Below are 24,356 nucleotides of genomic sequence, written 5' to 3'. Positions count from 1 at the left end.
CGGTCGAGGGATCGAAGCCCCGCCACGGCGCATGCCGCGCCGACCTCGGATCTCGGATAGGGCGTCTTCCTGCTCTCGCCGTGCGGCGCGAAGTAGAAGTCGCCGACGACGAGGGCTATCGGTGTAGCTGCGATCCGTAGCCCCGGCCGTGCGGTGTCCTGCGGCCGGGCGCTACCGCCGCAGGTACGGTCGCGATTGCTGCCAGAAGTACCTCGCGCGCGGTGGTGCGGGCGTAACATGGCGCAAAACTGGACAGTCGTCTACCTAAGGTCCGGTGAACCTAGACCACCTTGCGAGCGCTGTTATGGCTGACCGTGTGCACGCGTTTACCGATGACGTCCTGGCCGACCACGATGCCGTCGCGCTGGCGGCGGCGATTCGGTCCGGCGAGGTGAGCCCGGAGGAACTGGCCCGGGCGGCGATCGTGCGCGCCGAGCGGGTGGAGCCGACGTTGCACGCCATCCAGCACGAGTGCTTCGATCCGCCGCGCTACGCGCGGAAGCGTTCGGGCGTGTGGTACGGGGTACCGACGCTGATCAAGGACAACGCGGATGTGGCCGGGATGCCGACCCGCCACGGCAGCGTCGCGTTCCGCCCCCGGCTCGCCGCGCGCGACGACGCGTACACGCGGCAGTTCCTGAGTACCGGGGTGACGCTGCTCGGCAAGACGCGGATGCCGGAGTTCGGGCTCAACCCGACGACCGAGTTCCAGACCGCGGTGCCGACCGTCAACCCGTGGAATCCGGACTACTCGGTGGGCGGATCCTCCGGCGGCGCCGCCGCGCTGGTCGCCGCGGGAGTGGTGCCGGTGGCGCACGGAAACGACGGCGGTGGATCGTTGCGCATTCCCGCTGCGTGCGCGGGACTGGTGGCGCTGAAGCCGAGCCGGTTCCGGCATCTGGACAATGCCCAGGCTCGTCAGCTGCCGATCAGGCTCGTCTCGGAGGGCGTGCTCACCCGTACGGTACGTGATACCGCGGCGTATACCGCTGCGGCCGAACGCTATTGGCACAACCCGAGACTTGCTCCCATCGGACTGGTCGAGGGTCCGGCCGATCGGCAACTGCGCACCGGTGTACTGCTCGGATCGGGGACCGGCGACGAGCCGGACGCCGAGAGCCGCATGGCCGTCGAGCGGGCCGCGCTGTCGCTGGAGAAAGCGGGGCATCGTATCGAGGAGATGGGCGTGCCGTTCGCCCGGCAGCAGGCCGACGATTTCCTGCTGTACTGGGCGCTGCTGGCGCATATGGCGGCGCTGACCGGCAAGCTTCAGCACGGCCGCTCGTTCGATCGCTCCGCCCTCGACGATCTGACCAAGGGGCTGGCGCGCTACCACCGCGAACGTTTCGTTGGCAGCCCTGCCGCGCTGTACCGGTTGCGCCGGGCGAGGCGGGTCTACGACCGCGTCTTCACCCACTACGACATCGTGCTCTCACCGGTCACCACCCACACCGTCCCACCGCTCGGCTACCTCAGTCCGACGGTGCCCGCCGACGAACTCATCGACCGCTTGCGTCGATACGCCGGCTACACACCGATGAACAATGTCACCGGATCACCCGCCATTTCGGTGCCCATGGGTCTCGGCGACAACGGCCTGCCCGTAGGCGTGATGTGCAGCGCCGCATACGGAGACGAGCGCACCCTCCTGGAGATCGGCTACCTTCTCGAAGCGGACAACCCCTTCCCGCGGATCACCGCGTCGAAGTAGGGCCGTAACCCGCTGCTGGAAACACGGACCTGCTGCGGGTGTAGCGCCGGTCGGTTGTGCACTGGTGCCGAGAAGCCGCGGCCTGCGGTGGTGGCGGCCGGCGGGCGAGGGGCCGACGGATCGGTCCGCCAGGCGCCCGCCGGACGCAGGTTCACAGGAAGGTGCAGGCGGGTCCGCCGCCGGAGCTGTCGACGTAGCCTGCGCGCAGCATGCGCAGCAGCAGGCAGAGGGATTGGGTGGCCGATCCGGCGGACGCCGACCCGCTGTCGGCTACGGGAGCGGGCGTTTGGTGCGGCGCCGCGGACGCCATGCCCGCAGGGACGAGGAGCACGGCGGAGATGGCCAGGCCCGCGATGGTTTTTCTCATCATGGACACGGAGTACTCGGCGAGACTCCCCGCCGCACACGACGTGAATGCCGTCGCCCCCGATGCTGGGGTACGGCAGTGCCGCTGCCGACCAGGTGCGGAGGGTGAGGAGCGAAGGCGGTCGTCTGCTGCGAAATTTTCCCGCATCACACCCATCCATATTTCGATCGGCAGCGAAGCACCTCTTATGCGGGAAAAGGTGAAGAATGTCCGATGAGTCGGGGAAGCGCGGCCTGATCCGGCTGCGCCAGTCCCCGGCGGACAATGGGACGCGCGCCCCGCAATGCTCCACCCGAGAGGCGGGCGCGGCGGCCGAACGCAGTCGATGGCTCGCGGATTTGCTGGCCGACATCGGATCGGGCGACCGGGATGCCTTCACCGAGTTCTACCGCGCGACCAGCCATCGCGTCTTCGGCCTCGCGGTGCGCATCGCGCGCAGCCAGGCCGCGGCCGAGGAGATCACCCAGGAGGTCTACCTCCAGGCGTGGTCGACGGCGGACCGGTACGACCGCACCAGGGCCAGTCCGATCGGCTGGCTGATGATGCTCACGCACCGGCGCGCGGTCGACCGCGTCCGCACCGAGCAGTCCACCGCCGATCGGGACATCGTCTACGGCCACAGCCATCTCGGCCGCGACCACGACATCGTCGCCGAGGCGGTCGACCAGCGCCTGGACGAAGAATCGGTGCTCGAGTGCCTCGGCACACTGACCAGCACCCAGCGGGAAGCATTGGCGTTGGCCTATTACAGCGGGCGCACCTACCGCGAGGTCGCCGACCAGCTCGACATCCCGCTGCCCACAGTCAAGAGCCGCATTCGCGACGGACTGCGGCGATTGGCGACCTGCCTGAGCGGAGGTGAATCCGGTTGATCGACGCCGAGTCTCCCGACCCGGACCTGCTCGATCTTGCCTTCCCGTATGCGATGGACGCCGTCGACGCCGACGAGCGTGCGGCCATCGAGCGGCGGGTGCGCGCGGCGGACCCGGCCACCGCCGCCGCCTTCGAGAACACCGTGCGCGGCGTCCGCGAGACCGTCGCGGCGATGACGGTGGTCGACAGCGTCACGCCCGCCGCCGGTCTGGAGATCGCCGTCCTGTCCGCCATCGACGGGACCACGGATCTGCGGTCGCGTCGTCCGAGGTGGCGGTGGCTGGCGGCGGCGGCCGCGCTCATCGTCGCACTGGGCGCGGGGACGGGAGCCGTGATCTTCGCGGGCCGCGACACCGGACCGATCACCCTCGACGTGACGGCCCAGCTGGTGCACGAACAGCCCGACACCAGGACCCGCTCGGCGGCGGTCGAAGGCGGCGGGGCGCTGCTGGTGACCACCTCCGCGCAGCTCGGCGCGGCGACGGTCAACTTCGACGGGGTCGCCGGACCGGTGCGGGGACAGTCCTATCAGCTGTGGCTGGTGCCGGCGGACGGTACGCCGCGCTCGGCCGGTGTGCTGCCGCAACTGCCCGCGCCGGACGCGCCGTTCGTCACCAGGTTCCTGCCGACCGACACCTTGGCGATCACGATCGAACCGCCCGACGGCTCGCCGCAGCCGACGTCCACGCCGATCACCACCCTCGCCCTCGGCTGATCCGCGGCGCGGACGCGATCGCCGAATTCGCCTCCGCGGCCTGGTGCGCGCACGTATTCTGGCCCGAATCCGGGCCCTGCCGCACCTGCCGAGGAGGTAACGATGCGAGCGCGCATGTCCGCCCTGTGGCGGCACCTGGTACGCGGGCTGTTGCTGTACGGCGCGAGCGTCGGCGGTTCGACCCGCTGCCACGACGAATGGCTCGGCGCGGACGCCCCTGCGCAGCACCGGGATTGGGCGATACCGCACCACTGGTACGACGCCGCCCACCGGTGAGGGTCAGCGCGTTCCCCTGGTGGGTCCCGCGCTGATGTCGGATTCCGGGGCGGGCTCGACCGGAGGCTCGGGCCGCCACGCCTCCTGGACGCCGGGCACCCCGTCCTGCACGACGAAGCTCGCGCGGGTGTGGATGGGCGCACCTCGGCGCCGGATGTAGGGCACCACCCGAAAGTCGTTGCGCCACATACCATGATCCAGCTCGACGCGGACGTAGCCGCGCTGCGCATTGAAGAACTTCAGGTCGGGGTTGGCGGCGAGCAGGCGTCGGCCGATGTCGTTCATGTCCGCGCCGTCGCTCCCGCTGGTGATCGAGGTGCCCGTGAATTCCGAAGCCACCACCGGTGATTCGGGATCGGTGTAGTCCCGACGCAGCTGGGTGGCGTGGTTCTGGTGCCGGTCGCCGGTGATCACCACCAGGTTGCGTACGCCGCGGTCCGTGGCCGCGCCGAGCACGGTGTTGCGGTCGGCCACGTACCCGTCCCACGAGTCGGTGGACACGCTCAGATCCGGCCCGGGATCGGTGTCGGTCTGGCTCATGCCCACCTGGTTGCCGACGATCTGCCAGCGGGCGGGTGACGCGGCGAAACCGTCCAGCAGCCAATCCCGTTGCCTGGCACCGAGAATCGTGCGGTCGGGATCGAGGCGTTCGTCGCAGTCGGCGGTGACGTTGCCGCCGCACGCCTGCGGCGTCCGGTACTGCCTGGTGTCGAGCATGGTGATCTCCGCGAGGTCGCCGAACCGGTAGCGGCGGTGCAGATGCATGCCGGAACCGCGCGGCAATTGGGCGATCCGCAACGGCTGATGTTCGTACATCGCCTGGAAAGCGGCGGCGCGGCGGCGACGGAACAGCGTGGGGACGAGGTGGATGTCGATGCCGAGGCCGGGCGAGTTCGCCGCCCAGTTGTTGTCGACCTCGTGATCGTCCATGGTGACCAGCCACGGAAACGCGGCGTGCGCGTCGCGCAGCGGTTGCTCGGCCTTGTACAGGGCGTAGCGCAGCCGATAGGTGGGCAGGTCGACGGCCTCGTCCTGAAACTCCGGTCCCGTCGAAAGCCCTTGGCGGCCTTGGGTCCACGCGCGCTCGTAGATGTAGTCGCCGAGGTGCACCACCAGATCCAGGTCTTCGTGGGCCAGGTGTTCGTAGGCGGTGTAGTAGCCGGAACTCCACGACTGACAGGAGGCGAAGCCGAATCGCATGCGCGCGGTCGGGCGCCCCGGCGGCGGCGCGGTGCGCGTGCGCCCGACCGGCGAGATCACCGAGCCCGCGCGGAAGCGGTAGTAGTACCAGCGATCCGGTGCGAGTCCGTCGATCTCCGGGTGCACGCTGTGCGCGAGTTCGCGGGTCGCGACGGCGGAGCCGCGGACCACCACCTGGCGGAAGAGTTCGTCGTCGGCGACCTCGTAATCGACGGTCACCGGGTGATTCATCATGCCGCCGTGGCCGTCGGGTGCGAACGGGTCGGGCGCCAACCGGGTCCACAGGACGACGCCGTCCGGCGTCGGATCGCCCGAGGCGACTCCGAGCGTGAACGGATCCTCCGACCAGCGCGGTGTGCGGAAGCGCCCGCTGCTCGCGGCCGAGGCGCCGACGAGCACCGCGGCCGATCCCGCGGCGCCGAATCTCAACAGCTGCCGACGAGACAGGTCCATATGTCACGGTACATCGGGCCGCGCACGGCGCTGGTCCGCCGACCGCGCGGCGAGCGCTCGGCGGGGAAGGCCGCGCCCTCAGGCGCCCTGGAGCCGGATCTCGCTGGAGAGTTCCGCCGCCACTTCGCTCAACCGGGTCCTGTCCGGTGCGGCTCCGGTGCGGCCGGCCACCTCGTCGCGGCTGGCGATGGTCAGCCCGTCCGGGGCGCCCTCGGTGATTTCGACGCGCCCCTCGAGCAGGACCAGGCACGCATCAGGACCGGCGGCGAGCAGCCGGCGCAGATCGTCCTCGGTGACCGTGGAGTGGGGGCGCTTCTCGTTGTCGTCGTCCATGCCGACCGTGTGCCCTGCGGACTCGGCGGGAAACCCGGATGCCGAACGGCCGCGCATCGCACCGGAGTGAAACGCGCGGCTTCCGATACGACGGTCCGAAGCTGGGTAGCCCATCTGTGACATGGACCGACGACGAGAAAGGCGTGCGCGATGACTCAGTCCAGCGTGACTCGGAACCTGTTCGTCGATATCGCCGAGCGCCTCGACCAGCCGCACCGCATCCGGCGGGCGCAGCCCGCGGCGGCGTGAGCGGGATAGGCCACCGCCCGCGCGCCGCCGAGCGGCACGGTGTGGGCGGAGAGCGAATGTCCGGGTTCCGTCGCGGCGCACTGCGGTGGCGCCCATCCGAACTGGCCGGTTGCACCGTGCTCCGGCCTACTGGGGTCTTGGACTGGGACGGTTGTCGCCGTTTCGGCGACGACCTGGTGCGTTACGCCATCGACCACCCGCGCGCGGTGATCGTGGCGGTGGACGACCTCGACCTGGTCGAGGATGCGGTGGCGACGGCCTGCGCGTCCGCCCGGGTGCGGGTCGACGATTGGCCGCACGTGCCGATCGTGCTGGTCGCCGACGGGATCGCGAACCCGACGGCAACCGTCGCGGCCAGGCACCGGGTGCCGGCTTTCGAGTCGGTCGAGGCGGCGCTGCGGTCGCTGCCCGACGCGCCCCCGCGGCGGGAGGCGTCGATCGAGCTGGCGCCGAGCACGATCTCCTCGATGAATGCCCGGCGATTCGTGACCCGCATGTGCGATCGCTGGGGTGTAGGTCAGGTGCGCACCGACGCGCTGCTGGTGGCCACCGAGCTGGTGGAGAACGCGCTGCTGCACGCCTTCGGCGAACTACGGCTGTGCCTGGAATTCCAGCACGGGTTGCTCACGATCGCGGTCGCCGACGCCGATCCGCACGAGGCGATGTTGCGCGAACCAGCCGCCGGGCACCCGGCCCGGTTCGGCCTGCACGTGGTCGCCTCGCTGGCACGGGCATGGGGGTGCGCACCGCGCTGGCCGGTCGGCAAGGTGGTGTGGGCGACGCTCGTGGATCAGGGGCGTCCGCTGCTGTCGTGAGGTGGGCAGGGTTCGCGCCTAGCCGAACAGGCCGCCGAGCACGCCACCGCTCTGCCCGGCCTGCTGGCCGCCGCCGGTGCCGCCGAGCATCCCGCCGGGCGGCAGCTCCGAGGGCTGCACGATGACGAAACCGCGGCCCGAGAAGGCCAGCGTGATGCCCTCGCCCGTGCTGCGGCCGATGAGCCTGCCGAGCCCGAACGAGTCGTTGCGCTTGATGCCGGTCTGCAAGCTGGACGACCACGCCACCGCGGCCTGCGGATCGGCGTAGGTCGGCTGGTCGACGTTCAGCACCACCGGTGTGCCGTGGGTGGTGATGGCGATCCGGCCGCGCCCGGTGAATACGCAGTTGAAGAGTCCGGCGTTGCTGGCGAAGCCTGCCGCGCCCTGGACCATCTTGATGTCGTAGCGCAGCGTGGAGTCGAAGGCGAGCACGTTGCTGCCGTTGATGGTCAGCCCATCGCTGCCGTCGAGATCGATGATGTGCACGTCGGCGGCGGAGTTGGCCAGGAACAGATCGCCGCGGCCGGACACCTTCATCAGCGGCACCCCCTCGCCGGTCAGCCGCTGCTGGATGGCGCGGCCGATGCCGCCCGAGCCCAGCGCCTGGAACTGCAATTCGCCCTGGTAGGCGACCATGGATCCGGCGCGTGCCATGACCTCGCCCACGAGGCCGACCTTGATCATCTTGCCGCCCTGTTTCTGGATCCCGACGCCGCTGACCTCGGCGTGGCTCGGGTTGAACAGATCGCTCTGCATCGGCAGCGCTCCTTGCTGGGGTGTCGACATCTGCGGGGGAGGGAACGAGCCGGACGGTGGCTGCCCGGCGGGGGGATAACCCGGTGCGGGCGGTGTTCCGTATCCGGCCGCCGGGGTGCTCGGGTAGGCGGGGGCCGGAGAGGACGGGGCGCCGTAGCCGCCTGGCGCGGGGCTGCCGCCGGGGTGGTGCGCCGGTGGCGGTGCGGCGGGGTAGGACGGTGGTGGTCCGGCCGGGTACGACGGTGGCGGGGCGGCCTGTGGTGTGGTCGGTGGCGGCGCGGGTTGCGCCGGGGCGGGCTCGTCGTCGACGTTCACGCCGAACGCCCTGGCGATCCCGGCGAGCCCGTCGTCGTATCCCTGGCCGACGGCGCGGATCTTCCACCCACCGCCGCGGCGGTAGATCTCCACGCACACCACGGCGGCCTCGGTGCTGAGCCCGGTCACCGGGAAAGTGATCGTGCCGGAATCGGATCCTATGGTCGCGGTGAGCGAGCCGGCGCCCGCGAAGGTGCGCGGGCCGCTGCCGTCCAGGCTGGCGGTGACCACGACCTTGTCCACGTCGGCGGGCAACGCGGAGGTCTGCACGTCGACCATGTCGCCCGCGCCGCGCCCGTGCCGATAGGTGACGCCGGGGCCGACCGGCTGATTGAAGAACACGAAATCGCCGTCGGAGCGCACCCGGCCCGCGGCGTTCAGCAGCAGGGCGGACACGTCGACGGCCGCGGTGCAGGTGACGGTGACCGTCATCCGGTCACCGGGTGCGGGCCGGTTCTCGCCGCGAGCCAGCGCGGTCACGCCGGGCCCGCCGTCGCGCCGCGTCGCCATGACATCGAACTCATGGTCACGAGTGTGTCGCGCCGTCGCGCGGCGCGCCACCTCGTCCGGTGAGTCGAGCCGGATCGTCGTCGTGGCCGCGACCCCGAGAGCGTCGTCGGCTCGGGCCGCGCCGTGCCGGAATCGAAGGTCCACTGTGAGATCGGCTCCGCCGCAAGCTGATACGTGGCGCATTCGAGAAATCAACCGAATTTGATCATCGAATTCGCACGAATATGAAGATCAAATGGTGTTACCTCGGCACAATGCCCTGTTAGCCCAGAATTAACGGTGATAATTGGCACAATATTGAAAGTGGATTTGTGGTTTTCTTTTTCCTAATGTTGCTGATGCGCGCCTGTGATGGCGTCGTTATCCATCTGTGAAAGGAAGCTCCACGCATGTTCTCTCGTAAGGCCCTCGCCACCGCCGGTGCCGTCTCCGCTGCCGCCGCCATGTTCTTCGGCCCTGTCGCGGTGGCCTCCGCCGATCAGTCCGTCCCGCTGGAGCTGACCCCCGTCGCCTCCGACTCGTCCACGGGCTCCTCCGGCACCGGTTCGGCCTCGGGCTCCGCCGACTCGGGTTCGTTCAGCGGCTCGTCCGCCGGTTCCAGCATGCTCGACTCCGGCAGCTCGGCCTTCGACGGCGGCACCTCCGCCATCGTCAACATCATCGACGCGATCACCGGCGTCAACGAGCTGACCCAGGCCAAGCCCGCCGCCTGATTCTCTCGGTAGCTCGCCGCTGCGCCAGCCTTGCCCCTTGGGGCTGGATTCTACGTGCCGCTGAGCATCAGCGATTGCACGCTATTGCAGTGAATTTGCCGGAATTTGATCATTCGTCCGCTGCGTCGGGGTAGGCGCGGCGGGGGAATCCGCTCGATTCTGTTTGCCCGCCAAGGAGATAGCGTTCCGCACTGTGGGTGCGGAGCTTCCTGAACACGAGTTTCGTGCCGTCCGGCGAACCTGCCGGACGGCACGAAGTTCTCTGGGGAGTTCGAAACGTAACCCTCGTCGCGGGGTGCCGGGGACGTGCGGCAGCGCCTGCCGCACCGACCACCCACAGGGTTGACCGCACCGAGGCCGCCGGGCAGGGTGGGGCGATGGGCAGCGAAGAGGTGCGCGCGGGCGTCACGCTGACGAATCTGGACAAGCCGCTCTTCGACGGGGCGGAGGCGACCAAACGGGATCTCGTCGACTACCTGGAGTTCATCGGCGACCGCTTGGTGAACCAGCTGCGCGGCCGCCCGCTGTCGGTGGTGCGCATCCGGCCGGGGCAAGAGCCGTTCATGCAGAAGAATCTGCCCAAATACACCCCCGAGTGGGTGCCCCGGACCACGCTGTGGGCCGAGAGCTCCCGCCGCGAGGTGACCTATGCCCTGTGCGACGACGTGCGCACCCTGCTGTGGTTCGGTAATCAGCGCGCCGTCGAGTACCACCCGACGCTGCTGACTGCCGACTATTCCGCCGGGCCGACGCATCTGGTCCTCGATCTCGACCCCTCGCCCGGTCAGACCTTTCGCCACGCCGTGCTCGCCGCCGAGCTGATCCGCGCGGCGCTGGCCGCCGACGGGCTCTCGGGTGCGGTGAAGACCAGTGGCGCCAAAGGGGTGCACGTGTTCGTCCCGGTCGTCGCGGGCACCGCGGTCGAGGACGCCGCTGCCGCCACCCGGGCGATCGCCGCCCGCGCCGAGCGTCTCGACCCCGGCCTGGCCACCACCGCGTTCATCCGCGAGGACCGCGAGGGCAAGGTCTTCCTCGACTCCACCCGCGCGGGCGGCGCGACCGTGGTCGCGACCTACAGCCCGCGCATCCGCCCCGGCGTCCCGGTGTCGTTCCCGGTCGGCTGGGCCGACCTCGCGGACGCGAAGCCGTCCGATTTCACCCTCCGCACCGCCCCGGACCACCTCGGCGACCGCGACCCTTGGGCCGACGAAATGCCTGCCCCGCAACAACTTCCGGCCGACCTGATCGCCGAAGGCCACACCATCCCCGTCGCCAGGGTCCAAGCCATGCACGAAGGCAAACGCCGCGCCAAGGCTCGTCGCACCTCCTGAACCCGTCCCACAAGGCCAGTGCACGCCGCACAAAAACCGGTGGCGTTGTGAGGCGCGGGAATGGTGTGTGGGAGTCAGGGGATGCGGGCGACGCCGGCGAGCATGGAGACCGCCTCGGGGCGGGGGTGGGCGCGCCAGACTTCGGGGCGCCAGGTCATCACCGAAGTGATGCCGGGCGCGACGAGGTCGAAGCCGGTGAAGAACTGGCGGAATTCGGCGGTGGAGCGCAGCTGGAAGGGGACGCCGCTGCGCTTGTTGGCCTGCTTCGTCTCGGCGAGGTCCTCGTCGGTGAGGTGATCGCTGGTGGCGTGGGTCATCACCAGGTAGCTGCCGGAGGGCAGCGCCTCGCAGAGCTGGCGCACCAGGCCGTAGGGCGCCTCGTCGTCGGTGATGAAGTGCATGATGGCCACCAGCATCAGCGCGACGGGCTCGGTCAGATCGAGCGTGCAGGTGAGGTCCTGGTGGGTCAGGATCCGATCCGGGTCGCGCAGATCGGCGTCGAGGTAGGCGGTCGCGCCCTCGGGTGAGCTGTCCAGCAGCGTGCGGGCGTGCACCAGCACGATCGGGTCGTTGTCCACGTACACGATCCGCGATTCCGGTGCGATGCCCTGCGCGATCTCGTGCACATTGCCCGCGGTGGGCAGTCCGGTGCCGATGTCGAGGAATTGCCGGATGCCCGCCTCGGCGGCCAGATACGTCACCGCGCGACGCAAAAAGTTGCGGTTCTCCACCGCGGCGAGCCGGACGGTCGGAAAGGCTTCGGCCACCGCGTCGGCCGAGTCCCGGTCCGCCGGAAAATTGTCCTTTCCGCCGAGCCAGTAGTCGTACCGGCGCGCCGGGTGCGGTTTGCTGACATCCACCCTGGCAGCTGCCGATTCCGAGTCCACCGTGCCCTCAATTCATCTCGACTACGCTCATCATGTCAGCTCGAGTTGCGAACCGGTAGCGAGGGTGAGAACTCGCACGGCCCCCGGAAGGCTCCGTCATGCAGTTGCAGTACAGCCCATACGATTTCGACGTCCACCGCGATCCCTATCCGTACTACGCAAGGCTACGCGCGGAGGCGCCCGTCTTCCACAACCCGGCCGACGACTTCTACGCCTTCTCCCGGTATGCCGATATCGTTGCCGCACTGCGTGATTCGGATCGGTTCTCCAGTGCCAACGGATTACGGATGGAGCCCGCGTTCTGGGGACCGCAGGCCGAGCGGTTCTTTTCCTTCGTCGCCATGGACCCGCCCAAGCACACCCGGTTGCGTGGTCTCGTCGCCCGCGCGTTCACCAACCGGCGGGTGCAGGAATTGCAGCCGCGACTACGCGAGATCGCGCGCGGGCTGTGGCGGCCGCTGCTGGAACGCGAAAGTTTCGATCTGATGGCCGATTTCGCGGGTCCGTTCCCGACCGACGTGATCTCCGAACTGGTCGGCGTCCCGGAGGCCGACCGCGACATGCTCCGCAAACTGGGCATGGAGATCATGTACACCGACGAGGAATCCACCGATCTGCGCCCCGAGGCGATGCAGGCCATCGGCACGCTGGTCGGCTACTACACCGAGCTGACCATCGAACGCAGCAAGACCCGCCGCGACGACCTGCTCTCGGGTCTGCTGGACGCCGCGGACGGCGACGACCGGCTCACCCCCGAGGAGATCGTCGGGGTGTTGATCCTGCTGGTCGGCGCGGGCATCGAGACCGCCATGCTGACGCTGGGCAACCTCTGGCATGCCGCGTGGCAGCACCCCGACCAGCGCCGCGAGGCCTTCGACGGACGCATCGACGAGTGGATCGCCGAGGGTATGCGCTACGAACCCGCCACCCAGTCCCAGCTGCGCAGCACCACCGAGCCGATCACCCTGCACGGCGTCGACATCCCGGCGGGCGCGCGCATCCTGCTGCTGACCGGCTCGGCCAACCGCGACCCCGAGGTCTTCGCCGACCCCGACGCCTTCGACCTGGACCGCGACACCGGCGCCGCGCTGTCCTTCGGCAGCGGCCGCCATCACTGCCTCGGTGCGAACCTGGCGCAGCTGGAACTGCGCGTCGCGCTGGAGGAGATCGTCGGCACGATCGCCGACTACGACATCGACGCCGCGAACCTGCGCCGCGTCCACTCCTCGAATAACCGCGGCTTCGCGAGCCTGCCCACCACGGTCACCGCTCGCTGAGCGGAACGTCGACGGGGTGGCCCGCCACCCCGTCGACGCCCAGCCGCAGGGCCTCGTCGACCTTGGCGCGGAAATGCGAACACGAGCGGAAATCCGGTGCGCCGCAATCCAATGCGTGCTCGATGGTGTCCAGCGCCGCGGTGGCGCGCGCGATCCGCACGGCCAGCTGATCGCGGTGCGCGCGCAGGAGTTCACGGCGCGCGTCGCGATCGGCGGCGCTCTCGAACAACCGGGCGATCTCGGCCAGCGACAGCCCGACCCGCTTGCCGAGCAGGATGACGGCCACGGTCTCCGCGTCGTCGGCGCGGTAGACGCGGCGGCGGCCGGAATCGCGGCGCGGCGCGAGCAGGCCGAGGTCCTCCCAGTGGCGCAGCACATGGGTCGCCAGGCCGAATCGCGCGGCCAGTTCGCCGATCGTCAAGGCGGATTCGGACATATCAGGACCCGGCATATCAGCACCCTATGTGTCACTCGGCGCCGGCCGCGCCGCTCAGGCCGCGCGCGCCGTCCACTGGGCGTACAGCCCGATCGGATACCCGCGTGGACGCACGACCTTCCTGCGCACCGTCGGCGTCGCGAAGCGCGCGCCCAACGCCGACCGTATCGACGCGTCGCGGACGAACCGGAAGTCGTAGAGGGCCAGCGTCCCGCGCGGGCGGAGCACCCGCTCCAACTCCGCCGCCGCCGCGACCGGATCCGGCCACTCGTGCATGCTCAGGCTCGAGACGATCAGGTCGAAACTGTTGTCCGGGTAGGGAAGTGCGCCCACATCGCCCACCGACAATTCGGCGGCGTGCCCGGTCAGATTGGCCCGGGCCAGCGCGATCATGTGCGGCGAGAGGTCCACCCCGTGCAGCAGCAGATCCGGTCGCCTGCGGGCGAGGTGGGCCAGCAGCAATCCCGGTCCGGTCCCGACGTCGAGCACCGCCTCGCCCGTGCCGGTCGAGGCGGCCGCCTCGTCGGCGATGTGCCGGTACAGCCCGCCGAGCAGCTTGGTGGCGCGCCGGTCGTAGCCGCGGCTTTCCTGTTCTCCGAACTCGGTCATCTCATCCCCTTCTTCAGGTCGACCCTCAGCGTGCGAGTTCAGGTCGACCTGAAGTCAAGGGCTGTTCAGACCGCCACTCGGCGCAGGGCGTCTCTGGTCAGGTCGGCGAGACCTCGATAACCGTCGACGGCCAGGATCAGGTCCGCCTCGGCGAGCAGCGCGCGCAGCACGTGCACGATGCCGTCGACGCCGCCGAGCGCGAGACCGTAGGCGTAGGGCCTGCCGATGCCGACCGCCGTCGCGCCGAGGGCCAGCGCCTTGACGATGTGGTCGCCGCCGCGGACGCCGGAGTCGAAAAGCACGGGAAGACCGTCGGCCGCGTCGACCACCTCGGCCAGCATGTCGAGGGCGGGCAGGCCGCCGTTGGCCTGGCGGCCGCCGTGGTTGGAGCAGTAGATGCCGTCCACGCCACCGTCTTTCGCGCGCCGCGCGTCGTCGGGATGGCAGATGCCCTTCACGATCAGCGGCAGCGTGGTGAGTTCGCGAAGCCACGGCAGGTCGGCCCAGGTGAGCGGGTTGCCGAAGAGCTGAACCCAGCGCAGCACCGCGGCCTGGAGGTGCTCTTCCGGCGGGCCGGGCAGCCCGGCGCGGAACACCGGATCGGTGAAGTAGTTCGCCAGGCAGTGGCCGCGTAGCTGCGGGAAATTCGAGACGCCGAGATCGCGCGGGCGCCACCCGGTGATCCAGGTGTCGAGCGTGACCACGATGCCCTGGTAGCCCGCCTGCTCGGCGCGCTGTACCAGGCTCGCGGCCAGATCGCGGTCGGTGGGCGTGTACAACTGGAAAAAGCCTGGCGTATCGCCCATTTCGGCCGCCACCTGCTCCAGCGGATCCACCGACAGCGTGGAGGCCACCATCGGGACGCCGGTGCGCGCCGCGGCGCGGGCGGTCGCCAGATCGCCGTGCCCGTCCTGGGCGCACAGCCCGATGACTCCGATCGGGGCGAGGAACACCGGCGCGGGCAACGTCAGCCCGAACAAATCCACCGACAGGTCGCGCTCGGCCGCGCCGACGAACATCCGCGGCACCAGTCCCCACCGGTCGAATGCGGTCACGTTGGCGCGCTGCGTGCGCTCGTCACCGGCTCCGCCCGCCACGTACGACCACACCGACGGCGGCAGCGCCGCGCGAGCCTTGTCCTCCAGCTCGGCGAACGACATGGGCAGCGTGGGCTGGACGCCGCCGAGCCCGCGCAGGTAGATCTCGTTCTGGTAGTCGGCGAAGGCCATGGGTTCGGTTGCCCTTTCGTCTGTCGGCGCGGCACCGCGCCGCCCGGAGAAAGCATGGGCCGCCGTTCACTCGACGCCACTAGAATGCAGGAATCAGGCACGATGGGAAGCACGAATGCAGGATGACGCCGCACTGCTGAGCGAAGACGAGCTCGCCCTGATCAACGCGTTGCAGCTGCGGCCGCGCGGTTCATGGTCGGAGCTCGGGCACGCGCTCGGGGTCGATCCGGTGACGGTGGCCCGCCGCTGGCAACGGCTCACGCGGCGGGGCGCGGCGTGGGTGAGTCCCTCGCCGGGCCCGCGGCTGCTCGATCAGATCACCGTCGCCTACGTCGAGATCGGCTGCACCGCCGACGCCGCGGCCGCGGTCAGCCGCAGCCTGTGCGAGCACCCGCACATGGTCACCGTGGAGCGCTGCGCGGGCACCTACAACCTGCTGGCCACCGTCGGCGCGCGCGATCTGGCCACCATGTCGCACTACACACTGGACGTGCTGCCCGCCATCCCGCACGTCGCGGCGGTGCGGGCCAGGATCGTCACGCACATGTTCACCGAGGGCGGCCGCTGGCGCATCGACGCGCTCGCGCCGGACCAACGCGCCGAACTCGACATTCCGCCGCGGCAGCCGACGGAGCCTGCGCGGGCGGTGAGCATCGACGACGGAGACCGGGCGCTGCTCGCCCAGCTCGCGCTCGACGGCCGGGCCTCGCACCAGTCCTTGGCCACCGCTGTCGGTTCCTCCGCCTCGACCGTCAAGCGCAGGCTGGACCGGCTCACCCGGCTCGGACTGCTCCAGTTCCGTTGCGATTTCGCGCGTCCGCTCGGCGGCTGGCCGGTCGCGGTGACGCTGTGGCTGGACGCGCCGCCGGATCGGCTGGCCGAGATCGGCGACGCGATCATCCGGCTCCCGCAGACGCGCAACTGCGCCGCCATCAGCGGCGGTCACAACTTGCTGATCCAGGCCAACCTGCACAGCCTCGCCGACATACCGCGCTTCGAGGCCGGGCTCGCGGGCGTGCACCCCGGCCTGCGCATCGCGGAACGCACCATCACCCTGCGCCACGACAAGCTGTTCGGGCACCTCCTCGACCCGCGCGGCCGCAGCAGGCGCGTGGTACGCGCGGACATCTGGAGCGAGCCCGCCGCGACCGCGTGAGCCGGATCGAGGTTTACCGGCGGCGAATCGCGGCATGCGACCAGGGGGAGGGGGTGGTCGAATCGAGAGAGGAGTCGCCCATGCCTGAACTGGACGACGCCAGGGTGCTGGTGCTGACCTCGAATACCGGCGTCGAGCACGACGAACTGCTGGTACCGCGCGACGAACTTCGCAAGCGCGGCGCCCAGGTCACCCACGCGGCGCCGAAATCGGAACCGGTGCAGACCTTCCGGCACGATGTGGACAAGGACGAGGCGATCTCGCCGGACGCCGCGCTGGACGCGGTGGACGCGGACGACTTCGACGTCCTCGTGGTGCCCGGCGGCACCGTGAACGCGGACAAACTGCGCGCCGACGACCGCGCCGTCGCGCTGGCCAAGGATTTCGCGAGCGCGGGCAAGCCGATCGCCGCGATCTGCCACGGACCGTGGTTGCTCGTCGAGGCCGAATTGGTGCGGGGCAAGACGCTGACCTCCTACCACTCGCTGCGCACCGACGTCGGCAACGCGGGCGGCGCGTGGGTCGACGAGCCGGTGGTCCGCTCGTCCGACGGCGGCTGGACGCTGATCACCTCGCGCGCCCCAAGAGATTTGGCCGATTTCGTCGGCGCGATCTCCACCGAGTTGCGCGGGTAGCGGCGGTGGGCCTGCTCGTTTCGGCCGGGCGGCGCCGGGTACGCGCACGACATCGGCCCTGACGAGGGCAGCTACATGGGAGGAGGCTGTATGGCAGGCAATCACTACAACCAGCTGGTGGGCGCGCGAGCGCTCGCGACGTTGGCGGATCTGGGTTTCGCATCGATCGCCTCGGGGGTGATCGCTCGCAGACGCGCCGTCATGGGTGTGCTGGAACGGGCGAAGGCCGACCGGCGCGCGGTGACGCGCATGCGTCGGTTGCGTGACGAATTCGGCGCGGGCCCAGTCGAATTGGTGCTACCGGGACGTCGCGTCGTGGTCGTGCTCGACCCGGGTGACGTCGGCATGGTGCTGGACGGCGCGCCGCGGCCGTTCGATCCGGCCAATCGGGAGAAGCGGGCCGCGCTGCGCCAATTCCAGCCGCACGGCGTGCTGCTGTCGGAAGGGCCGGTGCGCGCGCAGCGGCGCGCGGTGAACGAGGCGGCGCTGGACACCTCGGCGCCGCTGCACCGCCTCGCCGGACCGTTCGCCGAGATCATCGCCGACGAGGCGCGCGACCTGACGGCGGCCGCGCTGCGCCGCGGACACCTCGACGCGGACCAGTTCACCGCCGACTGGTGGCGGCTCGTCCGTCATCTGGTGCTCGGCAGGCGCGGGCGCGACGACGACGCGATCACCGACGAGCTGTGGAAGCTGCGCTCGGCCGCCAACTGGTCGTTCCTGGCGCTACCGCGCCGCAAGCGCAGGGACCGATTCACCGAACGGCTCTACCGCTATGTCGAGGCCGCCGATCCGGACAGTCTCGTCGGCGCGCTGGCCGCGACCGAAGCCGGTGGAGCGGTCGATCCGGTCGGCCAGATTCCGCACTGGCTCTTCGCTTTCGACGCGGCGGGCATCGCCGCGAGCCGGGCCCTCGCGCTGCTGGCCACCCACCCCGATCAGCACGCTCGCGCGACCGCCGACGCCGCCGATCCGCACACCCCGCAGTCCCGCGACTACCTGCGCGCCTGCGTGCTCGAATCGCTGCGGCTGTGGCCGACGACGCCGGTCATCTTGCGTGACATCACCGAGGACACCGAGTGGCGGGCGGGCGCCGATCGATTCACCATCGAGGGCGGCGCGGCCCTGATGATCGTCGTGCCCGCGTTCCATCGCGATGCGGATTCCCTGCCGTTCGCCGACCGGTTCGTCCCGGATCTCTGGTTGGAAGGACTCGAGCAGCAGTACCCGCAGTTGGTGCCGTTCAGCGCGGGCCCGGCCGGATGTCCGGGCCGCAACCTGGTGTTGTTCACCACCAGCGCCCTGCTTGCGCACCTCATCGAGGCCGCCGACTTCCACTCCCGGCCTACCCCCGCGCTGTCGCCGGACCGCCCCCTTCCGTTGACTCTCGACCACTTCGGACTCGACTTCGCGATCACGCCCGCGGTCACGCGCGCCCGATGACCGCCCCGGTGGTCGCGGTGAGGTCAAGCGACCGCGGTGCGCAGCTCGAACCAGCCGGTGGTCGGGTCCGCGAAGCCGTGGTAGACGAGCGGTGCGCGCTGGTCGAGAGCGAAGTGCCGGTAGACCGCGAGCATGGCCCGGCGGATGGATTCGGGTTGGAAATCCTCGCTGCGGCGGAAGCCGATGCGACGTTCGGGCAGCAGCGCCAGCCGGGTGATCTCGGCGCGATCGCCGAGATCGAGTCCGAAGGGATCGATGATCAGGTGATCGTGCAGGATCGCGTGCAGGCGTTCGGGGTCGGGCAGGTGCACGGTGCACGGGCGCAGCTCGGCGTGGATCGGCGGTTCGGAGCGGCCGGGCACCGAGGGCGTCTCCAGCGACTCGATGAGCGGGACGTCGGGCCGCGGCGGCGCGCCGGAATCGTCGACGGTCGCCTGTTCCAGCAGGTGCAGGATGTTCCCGCCCGGCATCAGCGGCTCAGGGACGAGGAACAGGGTGACCGACGGGCAGCGGCAACCCTCGCCGGTGAGACAGACCTTCTCGTGCAGCGGGTAGGACATGCGTCCTCCTCCGGGAGCGGGACGAACGATCGGCGAGGGGCGACGCTGCCCGGTCCGGACGCCGATCGGCGGAGGGGCGATCGAAGTGTCAGCGCGTGCTCTTCGAGCCCTCACTGCATGGTAATCCGCGATGACGGCCGGTGGCAGGGCCGCGGACGACCCCGTTCGGCGGATGCGCGACGGCTGCGTCGTGGTGTGATCGTCGGATGGTGAGTGTCAGTCCCTGGGCGGAGCGCGGATGAACGCGGCGATCCGGCCCGATCTCGGTCTGGCGGCGTTGTGCGTCGGGCTGGCGATCGCGGCGGCAGCGGTGTATCGGGTGGCGTCGCTGGGCTCACCGTTCGTGGCGCCGCGCGCGGCCGTCCGCGGTGCGTTGCAGTTGGCGGCCGTCGCGCTCGTGCTGGCGGCGTCGCTGGCGCACCTGTGGTCGGCGATCCTGGTGCTCGCCGTCATGTTCGTCGCCGCGGTGGTGACCTCGGCGCGGCGCGCGGGCGCGGGGAACTCCGGCCCGTGGCTGGCGCTGGCGCTGGGCGCGGGAGTCGGCGCGGTGCTGCCTGCCATGCTGCTCAGCGGTGTGGTCCCGGTAGAAGGTGTGGCTGTGGTGCCGATCGGCGGGATCGTGCTCGGCGGCGCCATGACGGCGACTTCGCTGGCGGCACGCCGCGCTCTCGACGCCGTCGAACAGCGGCGCGGCGAGGTCGAAGCCGCGCTGAGCTTGGGCTTCACCGAGCGCGACGCGCGGCTGGAGGTGATCCGCCCGACCGCCGCCGACGCATTGTTGCCCGGCGTGGATCAGACCCGCACGGTCGGATTGGTCACGCTGCCGGGCACGTTCGTCGGCGTGCTGATCGCCAGCGGCTCGGCCGTCCAGGCGGGCGCGGTCCAGATCCTGGTGCTCTCGGGTCTGTTGCTCGCCCAGTCGTGCGCGGTTGCGGTCACCATCGAACTCGTCGCCCGCCGCCGCGTCACGCGATGGCACGCGGGCGATTCAGGTCGCGGCGGTCGCGGCGTCGCGGAGCGGCCGGTGAGATCGGCCACCAAATTGTAACTTCGAGTAACAGTTATTTACACTCGGTGCTGCTGGTACCGAGCCGGCGCTCGACTCGAATCCGTCCGTGCACTGAGGAAAACAGTGATCTTCACCGATCTGGCGCATGCGCTCGACAACGGCTGGGCGCTCACCTTCGGCGGTGGCGTCGAACCCGCCGTCCCGACCCCGTCGACGGTGCTCTACGACGAGCCGCACCGGCAGCTGCGCCGCTACGAGGGCGCGTCCGGCTCCGGAAACCCGGCCCTGCTGGTGCCGCCGCTCGCCGTGCACAGCTCCTGCTTCGACCTGCGCCCCGGGCAGAGCCTGGCCCGGTTCCTGCTCGACACCGGACGTGCGCCCTACATCGTCGACTACGGCAGGATCACCTACGCGGACCGGAACATGGGCTTCGAGGAGTGGATCGACGACATCGTCCCCACCGCGATCGCCCGGGTCAGCGCCGAGCACGGCGGAGCAGGGGTCGACGTCGTCGCCTGGTCGCTGGGCGGCACCCTGGCGCTGCTCACCGCCGCCGAGCACGCGGACCTGCCGATCGCCTCGGTCACCGCGCTCGGCACCCCGATCGACTATCGCCACCACCCGATGCTTGCGCCGTCCCGGCTGCTGGCGCGGGTCACCGGAGGACGTGAAGTCGCCTGGGCCACCGAGCTTTTCGGCGGTATCCCGGCGTTCGCCGTGCAGCTCGGGTTCCGCGGCATGGCGCTGCCGCGCGAGATCATGCGCCCGTGGTTCATCGCGCGCAATCTCGCCCGCAGCGAGGCGCTGGCCCGGATGGAGGCGATCGACCGGTTCATCGGACGGATGCCCGGCTATCCCGGACGGCTCTACCGCCAGAACTACCGGCTGATGATCGTCGGCAACCATATGGCCGAGGGCAGCATCCCGCTCGACGCGGACCGCGTGATCGAAATGGCCAAGGTGAGCTGCCGCGTGCTGCTCGTCGGCAGTCTGTCGGACAACATCGCGCCCGCCGCCACGGTCGCGCCCGGCGTGCGGGTGCTGACGGGCGCGGCCGAAGCGCGCTACGTCGAAGTGCCGCGCACCAGCCACCTCGGGCTCGTCGCCGGGCCCGAGGCGGCCAGCTGGTCGGTGCTCGACGAATTCCTCGCGAGCGCGGTGCCTGTGCACCGCTGAGTCGCGCTGCCGGAATGCAGGCCCTGCGCACGGCCGGAGGTACGCCCTGGCTCGGAGGTACGCCCTAGCTCGAGAGTCCCACCAGTCGCGCGCTGACCTCGTCCAGCTGCTGGGCGAGCGCGTCGTCCTGCGCGCGGCGCGACGGCGTCTTCAGCTCGTTGTTCTGGAAGTAGCGTCCGCTGTGCCCGGCGGGCTCCGGCGCGGAGGCGAGATAGGTGAGCCTGCGCCCGCCCTCGGCGGCGGGAATCATGAACACGCGCTTGGCCACCGCCGCGAACGGCCTGCCCCACCACGGCATCGCGTCCCAGATCCCGGTGGCCACCGCGCCGGGATGGAAGGCGTTGACGGTCACCCCGGCGCCTTCCAGCCGCCGCGCCAGCGTGCGGACGTACAGGATGTTGGCCAGCTTGGACTGGCTGTAGGCCTTCTCGCCGGAGTAGCCGCGCGCCAGGCTCAGATCGTCGAAATCCAGGGTGGCGCCGTAGTGCATGACCGACGAGGTGAACAGGATGCGCGCCGGGGCGCTGCGCCGCAGCAGGTCGAGCAGCAGCTCGGTGAGCAGGTAGCCGCCGAGATGGTTGACCGCGAAGGTGGCTTCGACCTCGTCGTCGGTCATCGAGCGTTGCGGGTAGTAGCCGCCCGCGTTGTTTGCGAGCACGTCGAGGCGGTCGTAGCTCGCGAGCACCGTCGCGGCGAGCTCGCGCACCGCGGACTGACTCGCGAAATCGCACACCAGCGTGTCCACCTGCCCCGCGCCCGCCTCGCGGACCAGTTGCGCGGCGTGGACGAGCTTCTCGGGATTGCGTCCGACGAGTATCAGGTGATCGCCTGCTTCGCCCAGTTGCCGCGCGGCTTCCAGACCGATACCCGACGTCGCCCCCGTGATCAGGATCGTCTTCATGAAACCCACACTGCCACAACCGCATGCGGGGCGGGCGTTACCGCGCGGGTTCGGCCGTGTCGTCCTCGGGCTCCGGCGGCGGCGCGGTGGCTTCGTCGATCTGCTCGCCCACGTAGCGCAGCACCACCGCGACCATGGCGGCGACCGGCACGGCGAGGAACGCGCCGACGATGCCGTACAGCGAGCCGCCCGCGGTCACGGCGAGCAGCACCACCACCGCGTGCAACTGCATGCTGCGGCTCTGCAACACCGGTTGCAGCACATTGCCTTCCAGCTGCTGTACCGCCAGGATGACGCCGAGCACGATCAGCGCGGTGGTCAGGCCGTTGCCGACCAGCGCGACGAGCACCGCGAGCGCGCCCGCGACGACGGCGCCGACGATCGGGATGAAGCCGCCGATGAACGTCAGCACGGCGAGCACCGCGGCCAGCGGGACACCGAGGATCACCAGGCTCGCGCCGATCAACACCGCGTCGATCAGGCTGACCAGCGCCTGGGTGCGAATGAAGCCACCGAGGGTGAACCAGACCCGGCGCAGTACCTCCTCGAAGTGCCTGCCGCCGCGGGTCCCGGTCACGCTGTGCAGCCAGGGCAGGAAGCGCGGCCCGTCCTTGACGAAGAAGAATGCCAGCACCAGCACGAGGAACAGCGTGACCAGCGCCGAGGTGGCGGTGGTGACGCCGCTGAAAACGCCGGTGGCGATCTGCTCGGCGCTGGACTGCAATCGCGACACGATGGCGTCCACCGCGGAATCGAGCTGTTCGTCGCGGATGTTCAGCGGCGGGCCCTGCAACCAACGGCGCACCTGGTTGACGCCCTCGGTCGCCTTGTCGGCCAGCTCCGGGGCCTGATCCACCACCGAGGGCACGATCAGCGCGATCACACCGGCGAGCAGACCGAGGAAGCCGAGCAGCGCGAGCGCGGCGGCCAGAGCCGGCCGCAGGCCGTGTTTGGTGAGCCACCGGGTGGGCGGCCACAACACGGTCGCGACGACGACGGCCAGCGCCATCGGCAGGACCACCACCCACAGCCGCGCGACGATCCAGCCGAGCACCCAGGCTCCCGCGGCGATCGCGACGAGGCACAGCGACCACTTCGCCAGCCAGAGCAGTCCGACGCCGATCACACCGCCGCGCTCACGCAGCACGAGCGCCTCGTTCTTGCCGGTGTCGGTTCCGGCGGTGGCCTTGTCCGGCTCGCTCACGACATGCCTTCCACTCGCTCACGCACTCTCACCGGCCCAGTCTCGCACGAGGCAGCGGACCAAGACGGTCACCGACGAGCGGCGGTGGCGGCAGGCGGGATTGCTGCACCGATCTCCGGGTGGTGGCGGTAGGCGGGCTTTTCCGGTTTCCGACGCGTTTCCCGGGTATTCGATCGACAGAGGAGGTGTGTGTCATGCCGAAGGAATGGACCGGCAAACAGGAACGGCAGTACGAGCACATCAAGGATTCCGCGCAGGACCGCGGCGCGAGTACCAAGCGCGCCAAGGAGATCGCGGCCCGAACCGTCAACAAGAACCGCGCCCAGGCAGGCCAGACCAAGACCGCGAGCCGGTCGTCGCTCGAGGACATGTCGCCGCAGCAGCGCGGCGGGCAGCGCTCCGGCCGCAGCGGTCCGAAGGGGCCGACCAGGGATCAGCTGTACAACGAGGCCAAGAAGCGCAACATCAAGGGCCGCTCCACGATGACGAAGAGGCAGCTGCAGAGCGCTCTCGGTCGCTAATCGGTCGCGCCGAGCAGCGCCACCGCGGCGCGCTCGGCGAGATCGGCGGCGTGCGGCGGGATCTGTTGCCCGGCCCGTAGATACCGCCTGACCAGGGCGTAGGGCAGGTCGACGATCGCAAGCAGCACCTGGTCGGTAGCTTGGGCGCCCGTGTCGCCGGTGCGTGCGATCAGCTCGGTCAGCGCGTCTTGGATCGCGGTGTTGGCCCGCGCGGTGTCTTCGCGCGCCTGCCTGCTCCAGTCTCGCTCACCCAATTCCCTCGCCCCCGTGAGCAGCACGGCCGCATCGCGGGGGTTTCGTCGTGCCCAGTCGAGGGTCGCCCGCGCGCTGCGGCGGATCGCCTCCTCGGGCCGCTCGATGGTCAACACCGCGAGCAGTTCCTCGTGGAAGCGGCGCAGCGTGCGTGACCACAGCGCGGCGAGCAGCGCCGGCCGGTCCGGAAAACGGTGATAGACCGACCCGCTCGGCGCGCCGACCGCCTTGGCCACCGCCGACATGGTGACCGCGGCGGGCCCGCCCGTGGCGAGCAGTTCCGCGGCCGCGTCGAGCAGCCGATCGGCGTCGTGCTTCGGTGGTCTTCCCATGTATTGGAGGATATGCTCTAATTCTGTTTTAGAGACAACTCTCTAAAATGCTCGGGCGTCGCCACCGCGACCCCGCACGCCGCCTGATTTCCGCGCACGGCTGAAGAAGGAG

Annotated in this window: 26 protein-coding genes; 14 read left to right on the top strand and 12 right to left on the bottom strand. The window is 70.1% G+C overall.

All coding sequences use genetic code 11. The features are described from left to right. Window positions 1-304: 304 nt before the first annotated feature. On the top strand, window positions 305-1,711 hold the full coding sequence (locus tag ACRWNM_RS32280) for an amidase (RefSeq protein ID WP_431971929.1): 1,407 nt from the start codon (window positions 305-307) through the stop codon (window positions 1,709-1,711). 151 nt (window positions 1,712-1,862) lie between these two features. On the opposite strand, the gene ACRWNM_RS32275 is transcribed toward ACRWNM_RS32280, so the two are convergent. Next, window positions 1,863-2,081: a hypothetical protein gene (locus ACRWNM_RS32275; protein WP_431971928.1), complete on the bottom strand. Its 219-nt coding sequence runs from the start codon at window positions 2,079-2,081 to the stop codon at window positions 1,863-1,865. 203 nt (window positions 2,082-2,284) lie between these two features. Here ACRWNM_RS32275 and sigK point away from each other — a divergent pair, with 203 nt between their 5' ends. The 3 genes from sigK (at window position 2,285) to ACRWNM_RS32260 (ending at window position 3,942) form a co-directional block, all read left to right on the top strand. Beyond that, a complete protein-coding gene (gene sigK / locus ACRWNM_RS32270; RefSeq protein WP_431971927.1) occupies window positions 2,285-2,950 on the top strand; it encodes an ECF RNA polymerase sigma factor SigK in 666 nt (221 codons plus the stop codon). After that, the gene (locus tag ACRWNM_RS32265) at window positions 2,947-3,666 is read left to right on the top strand and encodes an anti-sigma factor (protein WP_431971926.1); all 720 of its coding nucleotides are present in this window, start codon (window positions 2,947-2,949) and stop codon (window positions 3,664-3,666) included. Before sigK ends, ACRWNM_RS32265 begins: the two co-directional genes overlap by 4 nt. 102 nt (window positions 3,667-3,768) lie before the next feature. Next, entirely contained in the window at window positions 3,769-3,942 is a 174-nt protein-coding gene (locus tag ACRWNM_RS32260) for a hypothetical protein (protein WP_431971925.1), read from the top strand. Between the two features lie 3 nt (window positions 3,943-3,945). On the opposite strand, the gene ACRWNM_RS32255 is transcribed toward ACRWNM_RS32260, so the two are convergent. Further along, window positions 3,946-5,595 (bottom strand): alkaline phosphatase D family protein, encoded by a 1,650-nt coding sequence (locus ACRWNM_RS32255; RefSeq protein WP_431971924.1) that lies wholly within the window; start codon window positions 5,593-5,595, stop codon window positions 3,946-3,948. A 78-nt stretch (window positions 5,596-5,673) separates the two neighbouring features. Continuing rightward, window positions 5,674-5,985: a hypothetical protein gene (locus ACRWNM_RS32250; RefSeq protein WP_431971923.1), complete on the bottom strand. Its 312-nt coding sequence runs from the start codon at window positions 5,983-5,985 to the stop codon at window positions 5,674-5,676. Between the two features lie 248 nt (window positions 5,986-6,233). Here ACRWNM_RS32250 and ACRWNM_RS32245 point away from each other — a divergent pair, with 248 nt between their 5' ends. Then, complete coding sequence (locus ACRWNM_RS32245) at window positions 6,234-6,992, top strand: ATP-binding protein (RefSeq protein WP_431971922.1); 759 nt, start codon at window positions 6,234-6,236, stop codon at window positions 6,990-6,992. Window positions 6,993-7,010: 18 nt separating this feature from the next. Here ACRWNM_RS32245 and ACRWNM_RS32240 read toward each other — a convergent pair whose 3' ends face one another. After that, the gene (locus tag ACRWNM_RS32240; protein WP_431971948.1) at window positions 7,011-8,495 is read right to left on the bottom strand and encodes an AIM24 family protein; all 1,485 of its coding nucleotides are present in this window, start codon (window positions 8,493-8,495) and stop codon (window positions 7,011-7,013) included. Window positions 8,496-8,962: 467 nt separating this feature from the next. Here ACRWNM_RS32240 and ACRWNM_RS32235 point away from each other — a divergent pair, with 467 nt between their 5' ends. Continuing rightward, window positions 8,963-9,286, top strand: a complete 324-nt coding sequence (locus ACRWNM_RS32235) for a hypothetical protein (RefSeq protein ID WP_431971921.1) — start codon at window positions 8,963-8,965, stop codon at window positions 9,284-9,286. Window positions 9,287-9,663: 377 nt separating this feature from the next. After that, window positions 9,664-10,617: a DNA polymerase domain-containing protein gene (locus tag ACRWNM_RS32230; protein WP_431971920.1), complete on the top strand. Its 954-nt coding sequence runs from the start codon at window positions 9,664-9,666 to the stop codon at window positions 10,615-10,617. 74 nt (window positions 10,618-10,691) lie between these two features. Here ACRWNM_RS32230 and ACRWNM_RS32225 read toward each other — a convergent pair whose 3' ends face one another. Then, window positions 10,692-11,504 carry an SAM-dependent methyltransferase gene (locus ACRWNM_RS32225; protein ID WP_431971919.1) on the bottom strand — a complete coding sequence of 271 codons (813 nt, stop codon included), beginning with the start codon at window positions 11,502-11,504 and terminating at the stop codon, window positions 10,692-10,694. 98 nt (window positions 11,505-11,602) lie between these two features. Here ACRWNM_RS32225 and ACRWNM_RS32220 point away from each other — a divergent pair, with 98 nt between their 5' ends. Beyond that, window positions 11,603-12,781 (top strand): cytochrome P450, encoded by a 1,179-nt coding sequence (locus ACRWNM_RS32220; protein ID WP_431971918.1) that lies wholly within the window; start codon window positions 11,603-11,605, stop codon window positions 12,779-12,781. On the opposite strand, the gene ACRWNM_RS32215 is transcribed toward ACRWNM_RS32220, so the two are convergent. The 3 genes from ACRWNM_RS32215 to ACRWNM_RS32205 all read right to left on the bottom strand — a co-directional run bounded on the left by ACRWNM_RS32215 (window position 12,768) and on the right by ACRWNM_RS32205 (window position 15,055). Then, the gene (locus ACRWNM_RS32215; protein ID WP_431971917.1) at window positions 12,768-13,232 is read right to left on the bottom strand and encodes a MerR family transcriptional regulator; all 465 of its coding nucleotides are present in this window, start codon (window positions 13,230-13,232) and stop codon (window positions 12,768-12,770) included. The genes ACRWNM_RS32220 and ACRWNM_RS32215 overlap by 14 nt on opposite strands. Window positions 13,233-13,271: 39 nt before the next feature. Beyond that, entirely contained in the window at window positions 13,272-13,826 is a 555-nt protein-coding gene (locus tag ACRWNM_RS32210) for a class I SAM-dependent methyltransferase (protein ID WP_431971916.1), read from the bottom strand. 65 nt (window positions 13,827-13,891) lie between these two features. After that, complete coding sequence (locus ACRWNM_RS32205) at window positions 13,892-15,055, bottom strand: alpha-hydroxy-acid oxidizing protein (RefSeq protein WP_431971915.1); 1,164 nt, start codon at window positions 15,053-15,055, stop codon at window positions 13,892-13,894. A gap of 115 nt (window positions 15,056-15,170) precedes the next feature. Here ACRWNM_RS32205 and ACRWNM_RS32200 point away from each other — a divergent pair, with 115 nt between their 5' ends. The 3 genes from ACRWNM_RS32200 to ACRWNM_RS32190 all read left to right on the top strand — a co-directional run bounded on the left by ACRWNM_RS32200 (window position 15,171) and on the right by ACRWNM_RS32190 (window position 18,289). Further along, complete coding sequence (locus ACRWNM_RS32200) at window positions 15,171-16,211, top strand: Lrp/AsnC family transcriptional regulator (RefSeq protein WP_431971914.1); 1,041 nt, start codon at window positions 15,171-15,173, stop codon at window positions 16,209-16,211. A gap of 80 nt (window positions 16,212-16,291) precedes the next feature. Beyond that, window positions 16,292-16,846: a DJ-1/PfpI/YhbO family deglycase/protease gene (locus tag ACRWNM_RS32195; RefSeq protein WP_431971913.1), complete on the top strand. Its 555-nt coding sequence runs from the start codon at window positions 16,292-16,294 to the stop codon at window positions 16,844-16,846. Window positions 16,847-16,936: 90 nt separating this feature from the next. Beyond that, the gene (locus tag ACRWNM_RS32190; protein WP_431971912.1) at window positions 16,937-18,289 is read left to right on the top strand and encodes a cytochrome P450; all 1,353 of its coding nucleotides are present in this window, start codon (window positions 16,937-16,939) and stop codon (window positions 18,287-18,289) included. A gap of 23 nt (window positions 18,290-18,312) precedes the next feature. Here ACRWNM_RS32190 and ACRWNM_RS32185 read toward each other — a convergent pair whose 3' ends face one another. Next, window positions 18,313-18,849 (bottom strand): hypothetical protein, encoded by a 537-nt coding sequence (locus ACRWNM_RS32185; protein WP_431971911.1) that lies wholly within the window; start codon window positions 18,847-18,849, stop codon window positions 18,313-18,315. 238 nt (window positions 18,850-19,087) lie between these two features. Between ACRWNM_RS32185 and ACRWNM_RS32180 the strand changes: the two genes are divergently transcribed. Beyond that, complete coding sequence (locus ACRWNM_RS32180; protein WP_431971910.1) at window positions 19,088-19,897, top strand: ABC transporter permease; 810 nt, start codon at window positions 19,088-19,090, stop codon at window positions 19,895-19,897. An 84-nt stretch (window positions 19,898-19,981) separates the two neighbouring features. Then, window positions 19,982-21,034: an alpha/beta hydrolase gene (locus ACRWNM_RS32175; RefSeq protein ID WP_431971909.1), complete on the top strand. Its 1,053-nt coding sequence runs from the start codon at window positions 19,982-19,984 to the stop codon at window positions 21,032-21,034. Between the two features lie 64 nt (window positions 21,035-21,098). Here ACRWNM_RS32175 and ACRWNM_RS32170 read toward each other — a convergent pair whose 3' ends face one another. Continuing rightward, complete coding sequence (locus ACRWNM_RS32170; RefSeq protein WP_431971908.1) at window positions 21,099-21,935, bottom strand: SDR family oxidoreductase; 837 nt, start codon at window positions 21,933-21,935, stop codon at window positions 21,099-21,101. Between the two features lie 37 nt (window positions 21,936-21,972). Beyond that, window positions 21,973-23,139: an AI-2E family transporter gene (locus tag ACRWNM_RS32165; RefSeq protein WP_431971907.1), complete on the bottom strand. Its 1,167-nt coding sequence runs from the start codon at window positions 23,137-23,139 to the stop codon at window positions 21,973-21,975. 194 nt (window positions 23,140-23,333) lie between these two features. Between ACRWNM_RS32165 and ACRWNM_RS32160 the strand changes: the two genes are divergently transcribed. Further along, window positions 23,334-23,660, top strand: a complete 327-nt coding sequence (locus ACRWNM_RS32160; protein ID WP_431971906.1) for a plasmid stabilization protein — start codon at window positions 23,334-23,336, stop codon at window positions 23,658-23,660. Here the strand turns inward: ACRWNM_RS32160 and ACRWNM_RS32155 are convergent. Further along, window positions 23,657-24,244, bottom strand: a complete 588-nt coding sequence (locus tag ACRWNM_RS32155) for a TetR/AcrR family transcriptional regulator (RefSeq protein ID WP_431971905.1) — start codon at window positions 24,242-24,244, stop codon at window positions 23,657-23,659. The two genes, ACRWNM_RS32160 and ACRWNM_RS32155, sit on opposite strands and share 4 nt — an antisense overlap. Window positions 24,245-24,356: the final 112 nt, after the last annotated feature.

The sequence above is a fragment of the Nocardia sp. bgisy134 genome, assembly GCF_965341865.1.
GTDB lineage: Bacteria > Actinomycetota > Actinomycetes > Mycobacteriales > Mycobacteriaceae > Nocardia.
This window is presented reverse-complemented; position numbering and strand designations above follow the sequence as displayed.